The 17,202-nt window shown below is 71.0% G+C and carries 16 protein-coding genes; 3 read left to right on the forward strand and 13 right to left on the reverse strand.

What is annotated here, in order from left to right:
* Positions 1 to 95: 95 nt before the first annotated feature.
* The 7 genes from O7615_RS04790 to O7615_RS04820 form a co-directional block, all read right to left on the reverse strand.
* The gene (locus tag O7615_RS04790) at positions 96 to 941 is read right to left on the reverse strand and encodes a DUF559 domain-containing protein (RefSeq protein ID WP_278176048.1); all 846 of its coding nucleotides are present in this window, start codon (positions 939 to 941) and stop codon (positions 96 to 98) included.
* A 227-nt stretch (positions 942 to 1,168) separates the two neighbouring features.
* Positions 1,169 to 2,182 carry an agmatinase gene (speB, locus tag O7615_RS04795; protein ID WP_278176049.1) on the reverse strand — a complete coding sequence of 338 codons (1,014 nt, stop codon included), beginning with the start codon at positions 2,180 to 2,182 and terminating at the stop codon, positions 1,169 to 1,171.
* Positions 2,179 to 3,381, reverse strand: coding sequence for a saccharopine dehydrogenase C-terminal domain-containing protein (locus tag O7615_RS04800; protein WP_278176050.1), 1,203 nt, complete (start codon positions 3,379 to 3,381; stop codon positions 2,179 to 2,181). The genes speB and O7615_RS04800 overlap by 4 nt, the downstream gene beginning before the upstream one ends.
* Entirely contained in the window at positions 3,381 to 4,187 is an 807-nt protein-coding gene (locus O7615_RS04805) for an ABC transporter permease (protein ID WP_278176051.1), read from the reverse strand. The genes O7615_RS04800 and O7615_RS04805 overlap by 1 nt, the downstream gene beginning before the upstream one ends.
* Before the next feature lie 114 nt (positions 4,188 to 4,301).
* Positions 4,302 to 5,207: an ABC transporter permease gene (locus O7615_RS04810; RefSeq protein ID WP_278176052.1), complete on the reverse strand. Its 906-nt coding sequence runs from the start codon at positions 5,205 to 5,207 to the stop codon at positions 4,302 to 4,304.
* A 31-nt stretch (positions 5,208 to 5,238) separates the two neighbouring features.
* Complete coding sequence (locus tag O7615_RS04815) at positions 5,239 to 6,390, reverse strand: ABC transporter ATP-binding protein (protein ID WP_278176053.1); 1,152 nt, start codon at positions 6,388 to 6,390, stop codon at positions 5,239 to 5,241.
* Positions 6,391 to 6,392: 2 nt separating this feature from the next.
* Positions 6,393 to 7,577, reverse strand: coding sequence for a spermidine/putrescine ABC transporter substrate-binding protein (locus O7615_RS04820; RefSeq protein WP_278176054.1), 1,185 nt, complete (start codon positions 7,575 to 7,577; stop codon positions 6,393 to 6,395).
* 207 nt (positions 7,578 to 7,784) lie between these two features.
* Here O7615_RS04820 and O7615_RS04825 point away from each other — a divergent pair, with 207 nt between their 5' ends.
* Positions 7,785 to 8,297: an Lrp/AsnC family transcriptional regulator gene (locus O7615_RS04825; protein WP_278176055.1), complete on the forward strand. Its 513-nt coding sequence runs from the start codon at positions 7,785 to 7,787 to the stop codon at positions 8,295 to 8,297.
* 203 nt (positions 8,298 to 8,500) lie between these two features.
* On the opposite strand, the gene O7615_RS04830 is transcribed toward O7615_RS04825, so the two are convergent.
* Complete coding sequence (locus O7615_RS04830) at positions 8,501 to 8,713, reverse strand: DUF397 domain-containing protein (RefSeq protein ID WP_278176056.1); 213 nt, start codon at positions 8,711 to 8,713, stop codon at positions 8,501 to 8,503.
* Positions 8,704 to 9,378 carry a DUF5753 domain-containing protein gene (locus tag O7615_RS04835; protein ID WP_278176057.1) on the reverse strand — a complete coding sequence of 225 codons (675 nt, stop codon included), beginning with the start codon at positions 9,376 to 9,378 and terminating at the stop codon, positions 8,704 to 8,706. The genes O7615_RS04830 and O7615_RS04835 overlap by 10 nt, the downstream gene beginning before the upstream one ends.
* Before the next feature lie 690 nt (positions 9,379 to 10,068).
* On the opposite strand from O7615_RS04835, the gene O7615_RS04840 reads away from it, so the two are divergent.
* Positions 10,069 to 11,415, forward strand: a complete 1,347-nt coding sequence (locus tag O7615_RS04840) for an aspartate aminotransferase family protein (RefSeq protein WP_278176058.1) — start codon at positions 10,069 to 10,071, stop codon at positions 11,413 to 11,415.
* A gap of 155 nt (positions 11,416 to 11,570) precedes the next feature.
* Here O7615_RS04840 and O7615_RS04845 read toward each other — a convergent pair whose 3' ends face one another.
* Complete coding sequence (locus O7615_RS04845; RefSeq protein ID WP_278176059.1) at positions 11,571 to 11,936, reverse strand: DUF3499 domain-containing protein; 366 nt, start codon at positions 11,934 to 11,936, stop codon at positions 11,571 to 11,573.
* 151 nt (positions 11,937 to 12,087) lie between these two features.
* On the opposite strand from O7615_RS04845, the gene O7615_RS04850 reads away from it, so the two are divergent.
* Positions 12,088 to 12,537, forward strand: a complete 450-nt coding sequence (locus O7615_RS04850) for a metallopeptidase family protein (protein WP_221086181.1) — start codon at positions 12,088 to 12,090, stop codon at positions 12,535 to 12,537.
* Between the two features lie 75 nt (positions 12,538 to 12,612).
* Here the strand turns inward: O7615_RS04850 and O7615_RS04855 are convergent, their stop codons facing one another.
* From O7615_RS04855 to O7615_RS04865, 3 genes are all read right to left on the reverse strand, one after another.
* Positions 12,613 to 12,870 carry a WhiB family transcriptional regulator gene (locus O7615_RS04855; RefSeq protein ID WP_013731688.1) on the reverse strand — a complete coding sequence of 86 codons (258 nt, stop codon included), beginning with the start codon at positions 12,868 to 12,870 and terminating at the stop codon, positions 12,613 to 12,615.
* Positions 12,871 to 13,451: 581 nt separating this feature from the next.
* Positions 13,452 to 16,034 carry a bifunctional FO biosynthesis protein CofGH gene (locus O7615_RS04860; RefSeq protein ID WP_278176065.1) on the reverse strand — a complete coding sequence of 861 codons (2,583 nt, stop codon included), beginning with the start codon at positions 16,032 to 16,034 and terminating at the stop codon, positions 13,452 to 13,454.
* 98 nt (positions 16,035 to 16,132) lie between these two features.
* The gene (locus O7615_RS04865) at positions 16,133 to 17,182 is read right to left on the reverse strand and encodes a hypothetical protein (protein WP_278176066.1); all 1,050 of its coding nucleotides are present in this window, start codon (positions 17,180 to 17,182) and stop codon (positions 16,133 to 16,135) included.
* Positions 17,183 to 17,202 lie beyond the last annotated feature (20 nt).

Here is a 17,202-nt window from a genome sequence, read left to right on the forward strand (position 1 = left end):
GCCTAAACGCGCAGTATGCGGCTTTTGCCGCGACGTAAAGTGCAAGATCGCGGGGGCGGGGTGAGGCGGGGGCGGGGTTGGAGGGCTGGGGGCAGTCAGGAGAGGGCGGCGCGGATGGTGGCGACGATGTGGGTGGGGCGGCGGTAGAGGTCGCGGTCGGTGAAGTAGCGCATCCGCCAGCCTTGCGCGTCGAGCCAGTTCACGCGGTCGCGGTCGTACCGGAGAGCGTCGCGGTCGAGGTGGGAGAGACCGTCGTACTCAATGCCGATCCTGCGCTCGCGATAGCCCAGATCGATGCGGTGGCGCGCGAATCCATACTCGTCGTGAACCCACACTTGGGGCTCCGGTGGCGGCAGCCGACCGTCGAGCAGGACGAGCCGAAGCTGGCTCTCCTGCCGGCACTCCGCCCGACCGTCCGCCAATGGCACCAACTCCCGCGCCTGGCGTACGCCGCGCAGTGCCCGATGGACAACGACCTCCGCCGACAGGTCATCCCGAGTCACCACCCCAGATCTGAGGGCGCAGTCGAGCACGGGCAGCGCGTCGAGGCGTCGTGTCGTACGCGCAAGGTCGACGGCACACCGAGCCGCCGGCACGCAGGGCAGCCCGCGAATGACGACCGGCCGCGTCGGAAGGACGGAACGGTGCACGACCAGCCCCGGCAGCCGAGGCTTCGGCACCGTGCTTGGCAGCTGGACGTGCACCAGGTCGTCGCGCAGTACACCGAAGCCGTGCCGGCGGGCCGCCGTCTGGCGGGCGAGCATCGCACCTTCCGGCAGGCACAGGAGCAGAGCCCGCAGCTCGTCCTCGTCGTCGCAGGGTTGGTCGGCGTAGACACCCCGGCGCACCCGTCGGAGTTCGTCTCGGCCGACACGGGTTCGCAGTCGACGAGCACTGAGGGTACGCATCAGGCTCTCTACCCGCCACAGTTGAGTCGTCACGCGGAGCACCCTGCCCTCACCCATCAACTCCACGCGACCCACACCAAGTCCCCTGTGGATAACCCACCCCCCCTGTGGACAGTCCCCTCCTTCCCCTCAACATGTGCTATCCCCCACCCCTCCCCCCGCGATCTTGCATTTTGTGTCAGCCATTAGTCCAGTATGACCCGGAATGTGGAGACAATAAGTGCAAGATCGCGGCGGAGGGTGGGCGGGGAGGGTGGATGTCAGCGGGAGTCGAGGAGGGGTTGGTGTGGGTTCCAGGGTGGGCCGTCGGCGGTGTCGCGGCGGCGGCGGGCGATGGCGGACAGCGCCTCCAGGACGACCCGGTTGCCGAGATAGGCGGTGATGTCCGCGTGGTCGTAGGGCGGGGCGACCTCGACCACGTCCACCCCGACCACCGGCAGTTCGTAGCAGACCCGGCGGACCGCGTCGAGGAGTTGCCGCGAGGTGAGGCCGCCCGGCTCGGGGGTGCCGGTGCCGGGCGCCATGCCGGGGTCGACCACGTCCACGTCGACCGAGAGGAAGACGCCCTCGCACTCGTCCACGGCGATCTCGAAGGCCTCCGACAGGCACGGATTCAGGCCCCGCGCCACGATCTCGGTCATCTCGTACGAGCGCATCCGCTGCTCGGCCATCCACCGCAGCGTCTCCGGCCCCGGCCAGTAGCCGCGCAGCCCGATCTGGAGGAAGCGGTCGCCGCGTACCGCCCCGGACTCGATGAGCCGGCGCATCGGCTGGCCGTGCCCGTGCAGCGAGCCGAACTCGATGTCACCGGTGTCGGCGTGCGCGTCGAAGTGCACCAGCGACACCCGGCCGAGCCCGTGGTGGCGGGCCACCCCGGTGGCGTCGGGCAGTGCGATCGAGTGGTCGCCGCCGAGTACGACGGGGATCGCCCCCGCCGAGGCGACCGCGTACACGGCGGTCTCCAGCGCGGCCAACGACCGCTCGATGTCACCGGAGAACATCTCCACGTCACCGGCGTCGTAGACGCACAGGTCACGCAGGGCGTCGACGCGCAGCGCCAGCGACGGCCGGGAGCCGTCGTGCGGCAGGTAGCAGGCCTGCCGGATGGCCGACGGGCCGAACCGGGTGCCGGGCCGGTGCGAGGTGCCGCCGTCGAAGGGCGCCCCGACGACGACCACGTCGGCGTCGGCGTACGTCACCGGCTCCTCCAGCGTGCACGGCGGTACGCCGAGGAAGGTGACGTCGGGACCGTACATCGCGCCGTACCGGGTCATCGTTCCTCCAGGCCCCAGGGTGAGCCGTAGCCGGTCAGCAGGTCGAGGAAGGGCTTCGGCGGCAGGGCCTCCGGGCCGAGCACTCCGGCGCCCGACCATGCGCCGCTGGCCAGCAGCTCCAGGGCGACCACGGGGTTGATCGCGGTCTGCCAGACCACCGCCTGGTGGCCGTACTCGCGCATCGACCACTCGTTGTCGACCACGTGGTAGAGGTAGACCTCGCGGGGCCGGCCGTCGATGCCGGTCCCCCGTACCCAGGTGCCGGCGCAGGTCTTGCCGCGCATCCGGTCGCCGAGGGTGGCCGGGTCGGGCAGGCAGGCGGCCACCACGTCGCGCGGCGACACCGACGCCCCGCCGACCCGCACCGGCGCGGTCGAGGAGAGGCCGAGCTTGTGCAGCGTCTTCAGCACCTCGATGAACTCGTCGCCGAGGCCGTACTTGAAGGTGACCCGCTTCGCCGGCACCCAGCGCGGGATCAACAGCACCTCCTCGTGCTCCACATTGACGCACTCGACCGGGCCGATGCCCTCGGGGAAGTGGAACACCTCCGGTTCGCTGAACGGTGCGGTGGTGAACCAGCCCCGGCCGGCCTCCCAGACCACGGGCGGGTTGAGGCACTCCTCAATGGTCGTCCAGATGGAGAACGAGGGCGCGAAGTCGTAGCCCTCCACGGTCAGGTTCGCGCCGTCCCGCACCCCGATCTCGTCGATCTCGCGGAACAACTCGTCGGCCGCGTACCGGGCGAAGACGTCCGACAGGCCGGGCTCGACGCCGATGCCACAGAGCGCCAGCCGCCCCGATCCGGCCCAGCGGTCCGCCGCCGCGAACTGCTCGTCGCCGAGCTTGACGCCAGTCTCGACGTAGGGACGATCAGGGTGCGGGCGGGACAGCGACATCGCCATGTCGAGATAGTCCGCGCCGGCGGCGTACGCACCGTCGAAGATCGGCATGACGAAGCGCGGGTCGACCGCGTTGAGCACGTGGGTGATCCGGTGCTCGCGGCAGAGCGCGGCGACCGCCTCGGCGGAGGCGGCGTCGACCGAGGCGGCGACGAAGCGGGGGCCCCGGCCGGCGACCGCCCGCGTCGCGCGGGCACCGTCGTGGTCGGCCACCACCATGGTCTCGAAGAACGCCCGCCGGGCCGCGATGGCGACGACGGCGGATCCGACGCCACCGGCGCCGACGAGCAGGATACGCATCACGCCACCACCGCCCGGCGGGCGCGCCGGCCGCGCAGGGTGGTGGCCAGCACCAGCAGCAGCGCGACCAGGAACATGGCCGTGCCGATGACGTTGACCTGCGGGGGAATGCCCCGCTGGGCGGCGCCCCAGACGTACATCGGGAACGTGACGGTGGTGCCGGAGTTGAAGTTCGTGATGATGAAGTCGTCGAAGCTGAGCGAGAACGCCAGCAGGGCGGCGGCCACGATACCGGGCAGCACCAGCGGCAGGGTGATCCGCCGGAACGTCTGCCACTCGGTGGCGTACAGGTCCATCGCGGCCTCCTCCATCCGCCGGTCCATCCCGGCCAGCCGCGCCTTGACCGTGACCACCACGAACGACACGCAGAACATGACGTGGGCGATGACGATGGTCCAGAAGCCCAGCGGCACCCCACCGGCGACGAAGAGGGCGAGCAGCGAGGTGCCCATCACCAGCTCCGGCGTCGCCATCGGCAGGAAGATCAGCACGTTGAGCCCGGACCGGCCCCGGAACCGGTGCCGGGCCAGGGCGAACGCCATCAGGGTGCCGAGCGCGGTGGCGGCCACCGTGGCGATGAAGCCGATCTGCACACTGCGCAGCACCGCGTCGCACATGTCGGAGGTGGCACACGGGTTGCGCCAGTTGTCCAGGGTGAACTCGTTGAAGTCGTACGACAGCCGGCTGGACGGGCGGTTGAACGACAGCGCGGCGACCACGGCGATCGGCAGGAACAGGTAGCCGAGCACCAGCAGCGCGACGCCCATCACCCAGTGCTCGGCCAGCCAGCGGGAGAAGCGGGTCACGGCGCCTGCCTTTCGTTCGCGACTGCGGGGCTCCGCTGCGCTGCACTCCTCGCGCTCACGGCGCCTGCCTTTCGTTCGCGACTGCGGGGCTCCGCTGCGCTGCACTCCTCGCGCTCACAGGACCTCCTCCGTGCCGGCGCGGCGCAGGTAGACGAAGACCACCGCGAGGATCGCCGACATCAGCAGGAACGACAGCGCCGCGCCCTGCGGATAATCCAGCCGGACCAGGAACGCCGAGTCGATGACGTTGCCGATCATGTACTCGTTCGGGGTACCGAGCAGCTCGGCGTTGATGTAGTCGCCGGTCGCCGGGATGAAGAAGAGCAGGGTGCCGGCGATCAGGCCGGGCATCGACAGCGGCAGGGTGACCCGGCGGAACGTCTTCAGCGGGGTGGCGTACAGGTCGCGGGCGGCCTCCAGCAGCCGGTAGTCGAGCCGCTCCAGGCTCGCGTACAGCGGCAGCACCAGGAACGGCAGGAAGTTGTACGTCAGGCCGAGCACCACCGCGATCGGAGTGGCCAGCAGCCGCCCGTCCGGGCCGAGCAGGTGCACGTCGCGCAGCAGCCCGACCAGGGCGCCGTTGTCCGACAGGATCGTCTTCCAGGCCAGCGTACGGACCAGGAAGCTGGTGAACATCGGGGCGATCACGCAGACCAGCAGCAGGTTCTTCCACCGGCCCGCCTTCTGCGCGATCGCGTACGCCAGCGGGTAGCCCATCAGCAGCGCCAGGGCCAGCGCGATGCCGGCGTAGAGGAACGACCGGCCGAACTGCGGCCAGTATGCCTGCAACGCCGCCGGGTAGTTGCCGAAGGCCCAGGTCAGCGTGTACCCGGTGGAGAGCGTGCCGGTGGGGTCGTAGAGGCTGGCCGCGGCGAGTTGCACCAGCGGCACGGCGAAGAAGAGGAACAGCCACGCCGCACCGGGCAACAGCAGCAGATACGGCAGGAGCCGGTGCCGGCCGGCCGGCGGCGGCGCCGACGGCCCGGACCCGGTGGTGGGTACGTGCGCCAGCGCACTCACGTCGCCGTCCCGTCCCGTTCGCTGCGCTCACTCACGACGCCGCACTCACGGGCTCGTCGAGGAGCGGGGTGGTTCGGTCGTCCTCGTCGGCGCGGCGGCCGAGCAGGAAAGCGTGCCGGGGATCCCAGTACGCCACGGCCCGCTCCCCCGGCGTGAACCGCTGCTGGGCGCCACTGTTGGCAACGAAGACACTCAGCTCGGTGCCCCAGCCGGTGCGCAGCAGATACTGCGTGCTGACGCCGACGTAGGAGGCGTCGGTGACCGTCCCGTCCAGGTACTGACTGCCGGCGGGCACCTGGTCGGCGGCGCCGGCCAGGTGCAGCTTCTCGGGACGTACCCCGAGATGGACCGGACCCTGGTCGGCGCGGGACCGGCCCGCGGGCACCGAGAACCGCGAGCCGTGCGCGGTGACCAGGATGTCCCCGCCGTTGCCGCCGGTGACCTCGCCGGCGATCAGGTTGGACTGGCCGAGGAAGTTGGCCACGAACGCGGTCGCCGGGAACTCGTAGATCTCGGCCGGCGCGCCCAGCTGCTCGATCCGGCCGGCGTTCATCACCGCGACCGTGTCGGCCATCGTCATGGCCTCCTCCTGGTCGTGGGTGACGTGCACGAACGTGATGCCGACCTCGGTCTGGATCCGCTTGAGTTCGATCTGCATCTGGCGACGCAGCTTGAGGTCGAGCGCGCCGAGCGGCTCGTCGAGCAGCAGCACCTGCGGATGGTTGATCAGCGCCCGAGCCAGCGCGACCCGCTGCTGCTGACCACCGGAGAGCTGGCCGGGACGCCGCCGCTCGTACCCGTCGAGCTGCACCAGCGACAGCATCTGCCGGACCTGCCCGTCGACGGAGCGGATGCCGCGCCGGCGCAGCCCGAAGGCCACGTTCTCGAAGATGTCCAGGTGCGGGAAGAGCGCGTAGCTCTGGAACACCGTGTTGACCGGCCGCCTGTACGGGCGCAGCCGGGCGATGTCCCGGTCGCCGAGCAGCACCTGCCCACCGGTCGGCTCCTCCAGGCCGGCGATCATCCGCAGCGTGGTGGTCTTGCCGCAGCCGGAGGCGCCGAGCAGGGCGAAGAACGAGCCCTGGCCGATCGTCAGGCTCAGGTCGTCGACGGCGGTGAACGCGCCGAACGTCTTGGTGAGATGGGCCAGCCTCAGGTCGCCGGCCGGGGTCTCCCGCGCCATCGTCACGCTCCGATAACCTGCTGGAACTTGGTCTCGTACTCGCGCTCCTGCTGCTCGTCCAGCGCCATGAAGACGCGGGCCTTGGCGAGGATGGCCTCGTCCGGGAAGATCAACGGGTTGGCGGCCAGCTCCGGGTCGATCTTCTCCATCTCCTCCTGCGCGCCCTGCACCGGGCAGATGTAGTTGACGTACGCGGCGAGCTGGGCGGCGACCGCCGGGTCGTAGTAGTGGTTGATCAGCTCTTCGGCGTTGCCCTTGTGGGTGGCCCGGTTCGGCACGAGCATGTTGTCCGACCAGAGCATCACGCCGGAGTCCGGCACCACGAACTGGATCCGCTCGTCCTCGAAGCCGAGCTGGATGATGTCGCCGGACCAGCCGATGCAGGCCGCGATGTCGCCCTTGGCCAGGTCGGGTGCGTAGTCGTTGCCGGTGAACCGGCGGATCTGCCCGGAGGCGACCGCCTTCTTGAGTTTGTTGAGCGCGTCGTCGAACTGGTTGGCGGTGAAGTCGGCCGGGTTGTGACCGTTGGACATCAACAGCAGCCCCATGGTGTCGCGCATCTCGGTCAGCGCGGTCACCTTGCCCTTCAGGTCGGGGCGGGTGAGCAACTCGTCGACGGTCCGGACCTCCCCGGTGACCCGGCCGTTGTACGCGAGGCCGGCCAGGCCCGACTGCCACGGGACGGCGAGGTGGTTGTCGACATCGAAGGGCCGGTTGCGCAGCGACGGCAGCAGGTTGGCCTCGACGGCGGGCAGCTTCGCCTTGTCGAGCCGCTGGATCCAGCCGAGCCGGATCATGCGGGCGGCCATCCAGTCGGTGAGCACCATGAGGTCCCGCCCGGTGCTCTGACAGGCGGAAAGCTGGTTCTGCACCTTGCCGAAGAACTCGTTGTTGTCGTTGACGTCCTCGGTGTACGTCACCTGGATGCCGGTCCTGCTGACGAAGGCGTCGAGACTCGGGCGCTTCGACTCGTCGTCCTCGTCGACGTCCATGTACTGCGGCCAGTTGGAGAAGGCCAGCGTCTTCTCCGTACCGGACACGTCCTCGCTGACGCAGCCGGCCTCCGTCTGCTGCGCGCCGGGGGTGCCGCAGCCGGCGAGGGCGCCACCGCTGGCGAGCAGCGCGGCCGAGCCGAGGGTGCCGGTGAGCAGACCACGCCGGGTGAGGGGCCGGAAGGCACTACGCATGTGACGACTCCTATGGGGGTGATCGTCGGCGGCGGGACGGGGGTGGGCGCGCCGGCTGGAGGGTCAATGGCGATGGACGACTGATCGTGACATGAGGAAACCTCTCTCACAAGGGATTCCGTTGCTGGAATAGCTATAGACGACGAATTACGCCAGCGCGGCCGTTGGCGATAGGCTCAGCCCGGTGACGGACATGGGGAGCGGTCGATGACGAACCGGCAGCAGGAGAACGGCAACGGCGGGCGCCGGGTCAGCGTGCGCGACGGTGCCAGCCACGCCCTGCTCGACGACGTGGCCAAGCAGATCATCGAGCAGCTGCAGCAGGACGGCCGCCGCCCGTACGCGACGATCGGTAAGGCGGTGGGGCTCTCCGAGGCGGCGGTACGCCAGCGCGTGCAGCGCCTGCTCGACGCCGGGGTGATGCAGATCGTCGCGGTGACCGACCCGCTCCAACTCGGCTTTCCGAGGCAGGCCATGATCGGGCTGCGTACCGACGGCGATCTGGAGAGCGTGGCCGACCGCATCGCCGAGTTGGAGGAGGTCGACTACGTGGTGATCACCGCCGGCTCCTTCGACCTGCTGGCCGAGGTGGTCTGCCGCAACGACGAGCACCTGCTGGAGATCCTGCAACGGCTGCGCGCGGTCACCGGCGTGCTCTCCACCGAGGCGTTCGTCTACCTCAAGCTCCGCAAGCAGACCTACAGCTGGGGCACCGCCTAACCCACCCCGCCTCACCCCGCCCCGCCCCGCCCCGCACGGCACGGCACGGCACGGCACGGCACGGCGATCATGGTGTTGTGGCAGCGACAAACCAGGGCGATCGGCGCGTTTCCGCGACCACAACTCCATGATCGGCGCGCGGACGGTCGGCGCGTGAGGGACGGCACGCGCTCGGTCGGCGTGTGCGTGGTCGGCGCGGACGGTCAGTGCGGGAGGCCGTCGCAGGAGGTCGGCGCAGGGGTGGTGGCGACGAACGCGCGCCAGGCGTCGGGGGTGAAGGTCAGCGTGCCGCCGGTCCGGTCCTTGCTGTCGCGTACCAGGACCCGGCCGGGCAGATTGTCGGCCACCTCGACACAGGCACCGCCGTTGTTGCTGCTGCGGGTGGCGGTGCGCCAACGGGCGTCGGTCAACTCCATGTCGTCGCCACTTCCCTGATCAGCTCGATGGACCGGCGACGGGGCAGCGCCTCACCGGTGACGCTCTCCCATCTCGCGCCCAGGCTAGCAAGGTCGGCACGCTCGGTCACCACCTGACCGCGTAGTTGGTTGTCCAGATAGGCCGCCTCGGCACCGTCCGGCGTGCGGCCCAGCACGAACGGCCCGGCCAGGCCGGTGTGCCACGGGCTCTCCGCCGGAATGACCCGCACCTGCACGTTCTCCCGCTCGCCCTGGTCAGCCAGGTGGGTCAGTTGCCCGGCCATCACCGCCCGGTCGCCGCCCACCCGCCGACGCAGCACCACCTCGTCGATCACCGCCACCAACTGGAGCGGGATCTCGCGCTCCAGCACCCGCTGCCGCGCCAGCCGCGCCGCCACGATCTCCTCCACCTCGACCGGCGGCAGCAGGCCGCCGGTGGTGAGCACTGCCCGGGCGTACGCCTCGGTCTGGAGCAGGCCCGGCACCAGCAGCGGCTCATACCACCGGAGCGAGCTGGCCTTCTGCTCAAACTCCGCCCACTCCCGGAACCAGGGCAGGTCGCGGCGGCGGAACGGCTCCGGCCAGAGTTCCTTGGCCTTGCGGTCGAGGACCGTGGCGACGGCGACCCGGGTCCGGGATGTGGGGTCCGTCCGTCCGCCAGCCACCGGCCCGCCGTCTTCGGGTCGACACCGACCTTCCCTGCCAATGATTCGGCAGTCTCGCCCTTGTCCGCCATCGCCAGCCGCAGCGCCTCGTTCATCTACCGACCTCCATTCGAGCGTCACATTGCGCCGCACGCTAGCCACTCTGAGTGGCGTTGTCCGCCCGGTCTCGGCGTGTTGCGGTCGGGACTGTTTCGCGCACTTCAGATGCGACCGAACTGACCCCCGACTGCCCTGGACATGCCCCACCGACCACCGCCCCGGCGGCCCTCCACCCCGTTGAATGTGAACCTTGGACAGTTACCGTTCCGCACTAACGGAAACTTTCCAAGATCTCGAACCGATCGCGGCCATGAGCCCGGCCGGGCAGAGAGCCGGCTGCCGAACACCCCACGCAGCGATTCCCGCCCGAAGGCGGTGCGTCGGTTGAAGCAGAGCAAAGGCGGCGCTGGAGTTACCCCCACCCGGACCGGGCCCCGACCGCCTCGGGGTGCGGGCCGGCTGGCCAAGGGGCACCGCACAGGCCGGGTCAGTGTGGTACGGATTCCGTTGCGTAAGTCATAGCAGATTGCTAAATCCGTCGCGCTTTGCCGCAGAGGCAACCGATAGCACTTGCTATCCGGCGTCGGGCTGTGGGATAACCGAGGCAGAGCGGCCGGTGACCCTGACCGGCCCGAGACCGATGGGGCTGACATGGCCAACGCCACCGACCACCTCTGGATGCACTTCACCCGGATGGCGAGCTACTCCGCCGGCGAGGTGCCGACCATCGTCCGCGGCGAGGGCGCCTACGTGTGGGACGCGCAGGGCCGCCGCTACCTGGACGGGCTCGCCGGGCTCTTCGTGGTGAACGCCGGCCACGGCCGCACCGAGCTGGCCGAGGCCGCCGCCAAGCAGGCCGGTGAGCTGGCCTACTTTCCACTCTGGTCGTACGCTCATCCGACCGCCGTGGAGCTGGCGGAGCGGATCTCGGCGCTGACCCCCGGCGACCTGAACCGGGTCTTCTTCACCACCGGCGGCTCGGAGGCGGTCGAGGCGGCCTGGAAGCTGGCCCGGGCCTACTTCAAGCGGACCGGCAAGCCGACCAAGCACAAGGTGGTCAGCCGCTACATCGCCTATCACGGCACCTCCATGGGTGCCCTGTCGATCACCGGCCTGCCCGGCATCAAGACCGACTTCGAGCCCCTGGTGCCGGGCGGCATCAAGGTGCCGAACACGAACTTCTACCGGGCGCCGGAGCACGGCGACGACCCGGTGGCGTTCGGCCGGTGGGCCGCCGACGAGATCGGCCGCGCCATCGAGCGGGAGGGGCCGGACACCGTCGCCGCCGTCTTCCTGGAGCCGGTGCAAAACTCCGGCGGCTGCTTCCCGCCGCCGCCCGGCTACTTCGAGCGGGTACGGGAGATCTGCGACGCGCACGACGTGCTGCTGGTCAGCGACGAGGTGATCTGCTCGTGGGGCCGGCTCGGGGAGTACTTCGGCGCCATCCGTTACGGCTACCAGCCCGACATCATCACCACCGCCAAGGGCATCACCTCGGGCTACGCCCCGCTCGGCGCGATGATCGCCAGCGACCGGTTGATGGAACCATTCCTGACCGAGACCGGCATGTTCGCCCACGGGGTGACCTTCGGCGGCCACCCGGTCTCCTGCGCGGTGGCCCTGGCCAACCTGGAGGTCTTCGCCCGGGAGGATCTGGTCGGGCACGTACGCGCCAACGAGGCGGCGTTCCGCACCACCCTGGAGAAGCTGCACGACCTGCCGATCGTCGGCGACATCCGGGGCGACGGATACTTCTACGGCATCGAGCTGGTCAAGGACAAGACGACCCGGGCGACCTTCGACGAGGCCGAGTCGGAGCGGCTGTTGCGCGGCTTCCTCTCCGGCGCCCTCTTCTCCGCCGGCCTCTACTGCCGCGCCGACGACCGCGGCGACCCGGTGATCCAGCTCGCCCCGCCGCTGATCGCCGACCAGCAGCAGTTCGACGAGATCGAGCAGATCCTCCGATCCGTCCTAACCCAAGCCCACTCCCACCTCTAACCGCCTCCCACCCGCCCACCCGCCCACACACCCCACCCGCCCCATCCGGCCCGTTGATCATGAGGTTAGCGGGTGTTTTAGAGATCAAACCGCCCGCCAACCTCATGATCAACGGGGAGTCAGCGGGTGTGGAGGGCGGGGCGGGAGGGCGGGGGTCAGTGGGTGGGTGGGATGACGCGTAGGTGGCCGCGGCGGGAGGTGGGAGGCGCGGCGTGGTCGGCGTGATCGTCCTGCGGGGGGCGGGGGGCGGGACGGGCCGCCTCGCGGACCGCCTCGGCGAGGGCGACCAGGTCATCGGTGGTGGGCGGCGGCGGCTCGAACTCGCCCTCGTGCCGGACCACCTCCCAGCCACGCGGTGCGGTCAGGCTGCGCGCGTGCGGCTCACAGAGGTCGTACGTGTGCGGCTCGGCGAAGGCGGCCAACGGGCCCACCACGGCGGTCGACTCGTTGTAGACATAGGTCAGTGTGGCGACCGCTTGCCGGGGGCAGCCGTTACGGGAGCAGCGCCGTGGTGACCTCACCGGCGCAGGGTATCTCCATTACCGGCTCCGGCGCACCGCTTCGCGTTACGACACGCCCGTCTTGGTGATCACATTTCTCCCGGGCACCGCGGCGCGCCACGGTGGTGGCGCTGATGCGGCCCGGGCCAGACCAGAAGCTACCCTGTGGCTCATGACGAGCCCGGAGAACCGCCGCCCCGGCCCCGGCCGGCGCGCCCACCGCGACCGGCACGGACGCGGCCTGCGCGGGCGGCTGGTACCGGCCACCGTGCCGCTGGCGCGGACCAAGGCGGAGATCTTCGACGATCTGGTGCTGGACACCGTCGAGACGCTCGAACGCCGGTTCGCCAAGGAGCTGGCCGGGGTGGAGTTCGCCGTCGAGGACGTCCCGCCCGACCTGAACGTCTACGACTCCGACGTCCTGGAGGACGGCGAGGTGCCGCTGGCCCGGCTGTTGCCCGGCCGGCCGGGTCGTCAGGAGGTGCCGCCGCGGATCGTGTTGTACCGGCGCCCGCTGGAGTTCCGGGCCATGGACCGGGAGGATCTCGCCGACCTGGTGCACGACGTGATCATCGAGCAGGTGGCCAACCTGCTCGGCGTCGATCCGGACGAGTTGGCCTGAGCCTCGGCGGGCACGGGCCGGCACCGACCGGCACCGGGTGGGACGGTCCCCCAACCGCCCCGCCCCGCCGACGGGTCAGGCCGCCCGACGCTTGAGCTTGCGCCGCTCCCGCTCGGAGAGCCCACCCCAGATCCCGAACCGCTCGTCGTGCCCGAGAGCGTATTCGAGGCATTCCGTCTTGACCTCGCACCGCGAGCAGATCCGCTTCGCTTCGCGGGTCGAGCCGCCCTTCTCGGGAAAGAACGCCTCCGGGTCGGTCTGCGAGCACAGGGCCCGCTCCTGCCACTCCGGCGCGTTTCCGAGCAGGTCGGCCGCCTCGAGCTGGCCGTCCATCGATTGCCTCCTTGTCGCGCACCGGCGTCATCGCCGCTGCAACCCCCCACGCGAAAGGCGTGCTTTGTCCGTCCCATCCCCTTATGTTGCGGTTCGTTCGAACAACCCCATTCAAATTACACGCGTGTAATACGTGCGCCGTCAAGCCAAACTTGATAATGGAGTCGCCCTCCCGACACGCATCCGGACGGCCGTTCGGACCACCCGGCCTCGTCCTGCCCTATCGATTCAGACCCCGGCCGAGTAACGCCCCTCCCGGCGAGTTGCCCGAGTTTTCTCCCGTGGCGCGCGGCCTGCGCAGACGTGATCGAGCGTCGCCGACCCCCGGGAGAGCCACCCGTCAAGATCGGTTGATCTTGACCCGCAAGGTTATCCCGACTTCGCCACCCCCGCCCGTCGAGCGGGTAGACGACGACCGCGTTCCGTCCACATTGTGGACGACGCGCGCGATCACAAGGGACCTGAGCGATCGATCCGTCATCCAAGGTGCCCCGGCCACCAGCGCTAACGTGGCCACCGCCGACCGACCACAGTGACCGGCGCGGCAGCGTGCCACCATCCCACCAGGCGGTACAACGCCCCTAGGCGGGGACGTGGCCGTAGGCGGTCGTACGCCGACGCGCCGGCCGGCCCGCCGACGCCGCGATCGCCCGCAGCTGCTCCTCCGTACGCGCCGACCCGTTGCCGGAGCCCGCCATCCGCGAGATGGTCTCCTCCATCAGCGTGCCGCCCAGGTCATTGCAGCCACTGCGCAGCATCTCCGCCGTGCCCGCGTCGCCCAGCTTCACCCACGAGCACTGGATGTTGTCGATCCGGCCGTGCAGCAGCACCCGGGCCATCGCGTGCACCACCCGGTTCTCTCGCCAGGTCGGCCCGGGTCGGGCGATGCCGGCAAGGTAGATCGGGGCGTTGGTGTGCACGAACGGCAGCGCCACGAACTCGGTGAAGCCACCGGTACGGTCCTGCACGCCGGCCAGCACCCGGAAGTGCGCCAACCAGTGAGCGGGGTGGTCGACGTGGCCGTACATCATCGTGGAGCTGGACCGGATGCCCAGCTCGTGGGCCGTGCTGACCACCTCGACCCAGGCGGTGGTCGGCAGCTTGCCCTTGGTCAACACCCAGCGCACCTCGTCGTCGAGGATCTCCGCCGCGGTCCCGGGGATGGTGTCCAGGCCGGCCTCCCGCAACCCGGTCAGCCACTCCCGCACCGACACGCCGGCCTTGGCCGCGGCGGTGACGATCTCCATCGGCGAGAAGGCGTGCACGTGCATCTGCGGCACCCGCGCCTTGATCGCCCGCACCAGGTCGGCGTAGATCGTCACCGGCAACTTCGGGTCGATGCCACCCTGCAGGCACACCTCGCCGGCACCGGCGTCCCATGCCTCCCGCGCCCGGTCGGCGACCTGCTCCACCGAGAGCCGGTACGCGTCGGCATCCCGCTCCCGCTGCGCGAAGGCACAGAACCGGCAGCCCACGTAGCAGACGTTGCTGAAGTTGATGTTGCGGTTCACCACGTAGGTGACGTCGTCGCCGACCGCCGCCCGGCGCAGCTCGTCGGCGGTACGGCACAGCTCGTCCAGCGCCGGGCCGTCCGCGCCGAAGAGCGCCAGCGCGGCATCGACGTGTCGGGGCTCCAGCAACGCCGCCGGGTCATCGGCGGCCAGCCGCAGCCCGGCCCGCAGATCCGCGTCACCGGAGCCCGCGGTGGCCTGCCGGCCGACCCCGGGCCGCTGGCCCGCATCCGCCGCCGGGCCGTCGACAGTGCCCGCCCGCGCCGGCGGTACGGCGACCTTGGCCGCGACCTCCGACCAGTCGCCGTAGACGTGGTCGAAGTCGCCCCGCCGATCCTCCGTACGCCCGGTGGTGTCGATGGTGACGTGCAGGTCGGTACGGCCGCCGGCGTACGTCTCGTCCGGCTCCTGCCATGGTCGGCCCACCGGCCGGGCCGACGCCACCGCCAGCCCGGTCGCCGGATCCGCCAGCGCCGTCACGTGCGGCAGCAGGCGCGGATCCAGCCACGGCTCGCCGGCGCGGACGTACTCCGGGTAGACGGTCAGCCGCTCCCGCAGGGTGAAGCCGGCGGCGGCCGTGCGGGCCGCCAGCTCGTCCAGGTGCGGCCAGGGCCGCTCCGGGTTGACGTGGTCCGGCGTCACCGGCGACACACCGCCCCAGTCGTCGATGCCGGCCCGCAGCAGCAGGTCGTACTCGCCGGCGATCAGGTTGGGCGGCGCCTGGATGCGGGCCTTCGGCCCGAGCAGCACCCGGGCCACCGCCACGGTGGCCGCCAGGTCGTGCAGTTCGGCGTCGGGCATGCCGCGCATCGCCGTGTCCGGCTTCGCCCGGAAGTTCTGCACGATCACCTCCTGGAGGTGGCCGTACTCCCGGTGCGCCCGCCGCATCGCGAAGATCGCGTCGACCCGCTCGGTGAGGTTCTCGCCGATGCCGATCAGGATGCCCGTGGTGAACGGGACGCCCACCCGCCCGGCGTCGTCGAGCACCCGCAACCGCACCGCCGGTTCCTTGTCGGGTGAGCCGTAGTGCGGGCCACCCGGCTCGGACCAGAGCCGGGTGGCCGTCGTCTCCAGCATCATCCCCATGCTCGGCGCGACCGGCTTGAGCCGTTGCAGCTCCGACCAGGAGAGCACCCCCGGGTTCAGGTGCGGCAGCAGGCCGGTCTCCTCCAACACCGCCACCGCACAGGCGCGCAGGTAGTCCAGGGTGGACTCGTAGCCCCGTTCGTCCAGCCACTGCCGGGCCGCCGGCCAGCGCGCCTCCGGCCGGTCGCCGAGGGTGAACAGGGCCTCCTTACAGCCCTGCGCGGCGCCGGCCCGGGCGATGGCGAGCACCTCGTCGCGGTCCAGAAAGGCCGCCGGCAACCGGTGCGGCACGGTCGCGAACGTGCAGTAGTGGCAGCGGTCCCGGCAGAGCCGGGTCAGCGGGATGAAGACCTTCTTCGAGTACGTCACCACGCCGGGCCGGCCGGCATCACGCAGGCCCGCGTCGCGGATCGACCCGGCGATGGCGAGCAGTTCCTCCAACGCCGAGCCCCGGGCGGTCAGCAGTGCGGACGCCTCGTCGACGTCGAGCGCCCGCCCGGCGGCGGCCCGGCGCAGCGCCCGCCGTACGCCCGCGTCGCCCGGCCCAGGCTCGCTCCGATCAACCATCCGCCCAGCCTATGCGCTGCCGCCCGGTCCGGTCCCCGCCCCGTGGGCAACCGCACGCGATCCGGCTGGCCGCCCTCTGTCGACTGGAGATCGCTCGGTCAGCCGGGGTTGTCGCCCGGGTCGATGCGCTGGGTCCGGTCGGCGTCGCCGTCGCCCGGTCGCGGGATGCTCTGGGTCGGCTCCGCGCCGCCGTGGCCCGGTCGCGGGATCGCCTGTGTCGGGTCGGCACCACCGTCGCCGGGTCGCGGGATCGCCTGGGTCGGCTCCGCGCCCTGGCGCGGGATGCTCTGGGTCGGATCGGCCGACGCGGGCTGCCCGAACGGCGGCGCGGCCGGTGAGGTGGGTGCGGCCGGCTGCGGCGGCACCGCCGGCTGCCCGTGCGGCGGCCAGGTGTGCGGGGACTCCGGCGGCCCACCGGCCGGGTGGGTCTGGCCCACCACGGGCGACCCCGACTGTCCACCGGCCGGGTAGCCACCGGCCGGCTGACCACTGCCCGGCTGACCACTGCCCGGGTGACCGCCGGTCCAGGCGCCCGGCTGGCCCGCCGGTGGCCAGCCACCAGCCTGGTATCCGGGCTGCTGGTATCCGGACTGGCCCGGGCCACTCGGCTGCGGCCAGCCCGGCTGCGGCGTGCCATACACGCCGGGCTCCGGCTTCGGCCGGGGCACGTGGTACAGCCGCTGCCAGACGCTCCACACCACGTACGCGGCCGCCGCGAACAGCGCCACCCAGGCGGCCCGGGTGAGCAGACCGGTCATGGCGTCGAAGAGCTGCGCCTCGGCCAGCCGACCGACCACCCAGATCAGCAGGGTCAGCCCGCCGAGGATCGCGCTGGCCGCGTACTCGCCGAGCGCGACCTGAGTGATCAGTTTCGCCCTCGGGACGACCGGGGCCACGTGGGTGGCCAGCAGCACGGCCAGCACCGGCAGGACAACCGCCTCGACGCCGATGAAGGCGGAGAACGAGTCGGCGGCGCGCCCGGTCACCGTGCTGTAGGCGCCCTGCGGGGTCAACAGCCGGACCAACCCGACGAAGAGGAAGACGGCGTTCGCGCCGAGGAGCACGATGGCGATGAGTTCCCGCAACGGCCCGGTCACCTGACGGGCCGGGGTCGGGTCGGTTGGCGAGGGCTCGGCGGGGCTGGTCACGAACTCTCCCTGGGGGCGAA

Origin of the sequence: Micromonospora sp. WMMD1082, assembly GCF_029626175.1 — a bacterium.
Classification (GTDB): domain Bacteria; phylum Actinomycetota; class Actinomycetes; order Mycobacteriales; family Micromonosporaceae; genus Micromonospora.

Bases quoted from the DNA above. Each gene is read 5' to 3' on its own strand.
- O7615_RS04840 (WP_278176058.1), top strand. From the start codon at position 10,069: ATGGCCAACGCCACCGACCACCTCTGGATGCACTTCACCCGGATGGCG.
- speB (WP_278176049.1), bottom strand. From the start codon at position 2,182: ATGACCCGGTACGGCGCGATGTACGGTCCCGACGTCACCTTCCTCGGC.
- O7615_RS04800 (WP_278176050.1), bottom strand. From the start codon at position 3,381: ATGCGTATCCTGCTCGTCGGCGCCGGTGGCGTCGGATCCGCCGTCGTC.
- O7615_RS04825 (WP_278176055.1), top strand. From the start codon at position 7,785: ATGACGAACCGGCAGCAGGAGAACGGCAACGGCGGGCGCCGGGTCAGC.
- O7615_RS04855 (WP_013731688.1), bottom strand. From the start codon at position 12,870: ATGGACGGCCAGCTCGAGGCGGCCGACCTGCTCGGAAACGCGCCGGAG.
- O7615_RS04860 (WP_278176065.1), bottom strand. From the start codon at position 16,034: ATGGTTGATCGGAGCGAGCCTGGGCCGGGCGACGCGGGCGTACGGCGG.
- O7615_RS04830 (WP_278176056.1), bottom strand. From the start codon at position 8,713: ATGGAGTTGACCGACGCCCGTTGGCGCACCGCCACCCGCAGCAGCAAC.
- O7615_RS04815 (WP_278176053.1), bottom strand. From the start codon at position 6,390: ATGGCGCGGGAGACCCCGGCCGGCGACCTGAGGCTGGCCCATCTCACC.
- O7615_RS04820 (WP_278176054.1), bottom strand. From the start codon at position 7,577: ATGCGTAGTGCCTTCCGGCCCCTCACCCGGCGTGGTCTGCTCACCGGC.
- O7615_RS04850 (WP_221086181.1), top strand. From the start codon at position 12,088: ATGACGAGCCCGGAGAACCGCCGCCCCGGCCCCGGCCGGCGCGCCCAC.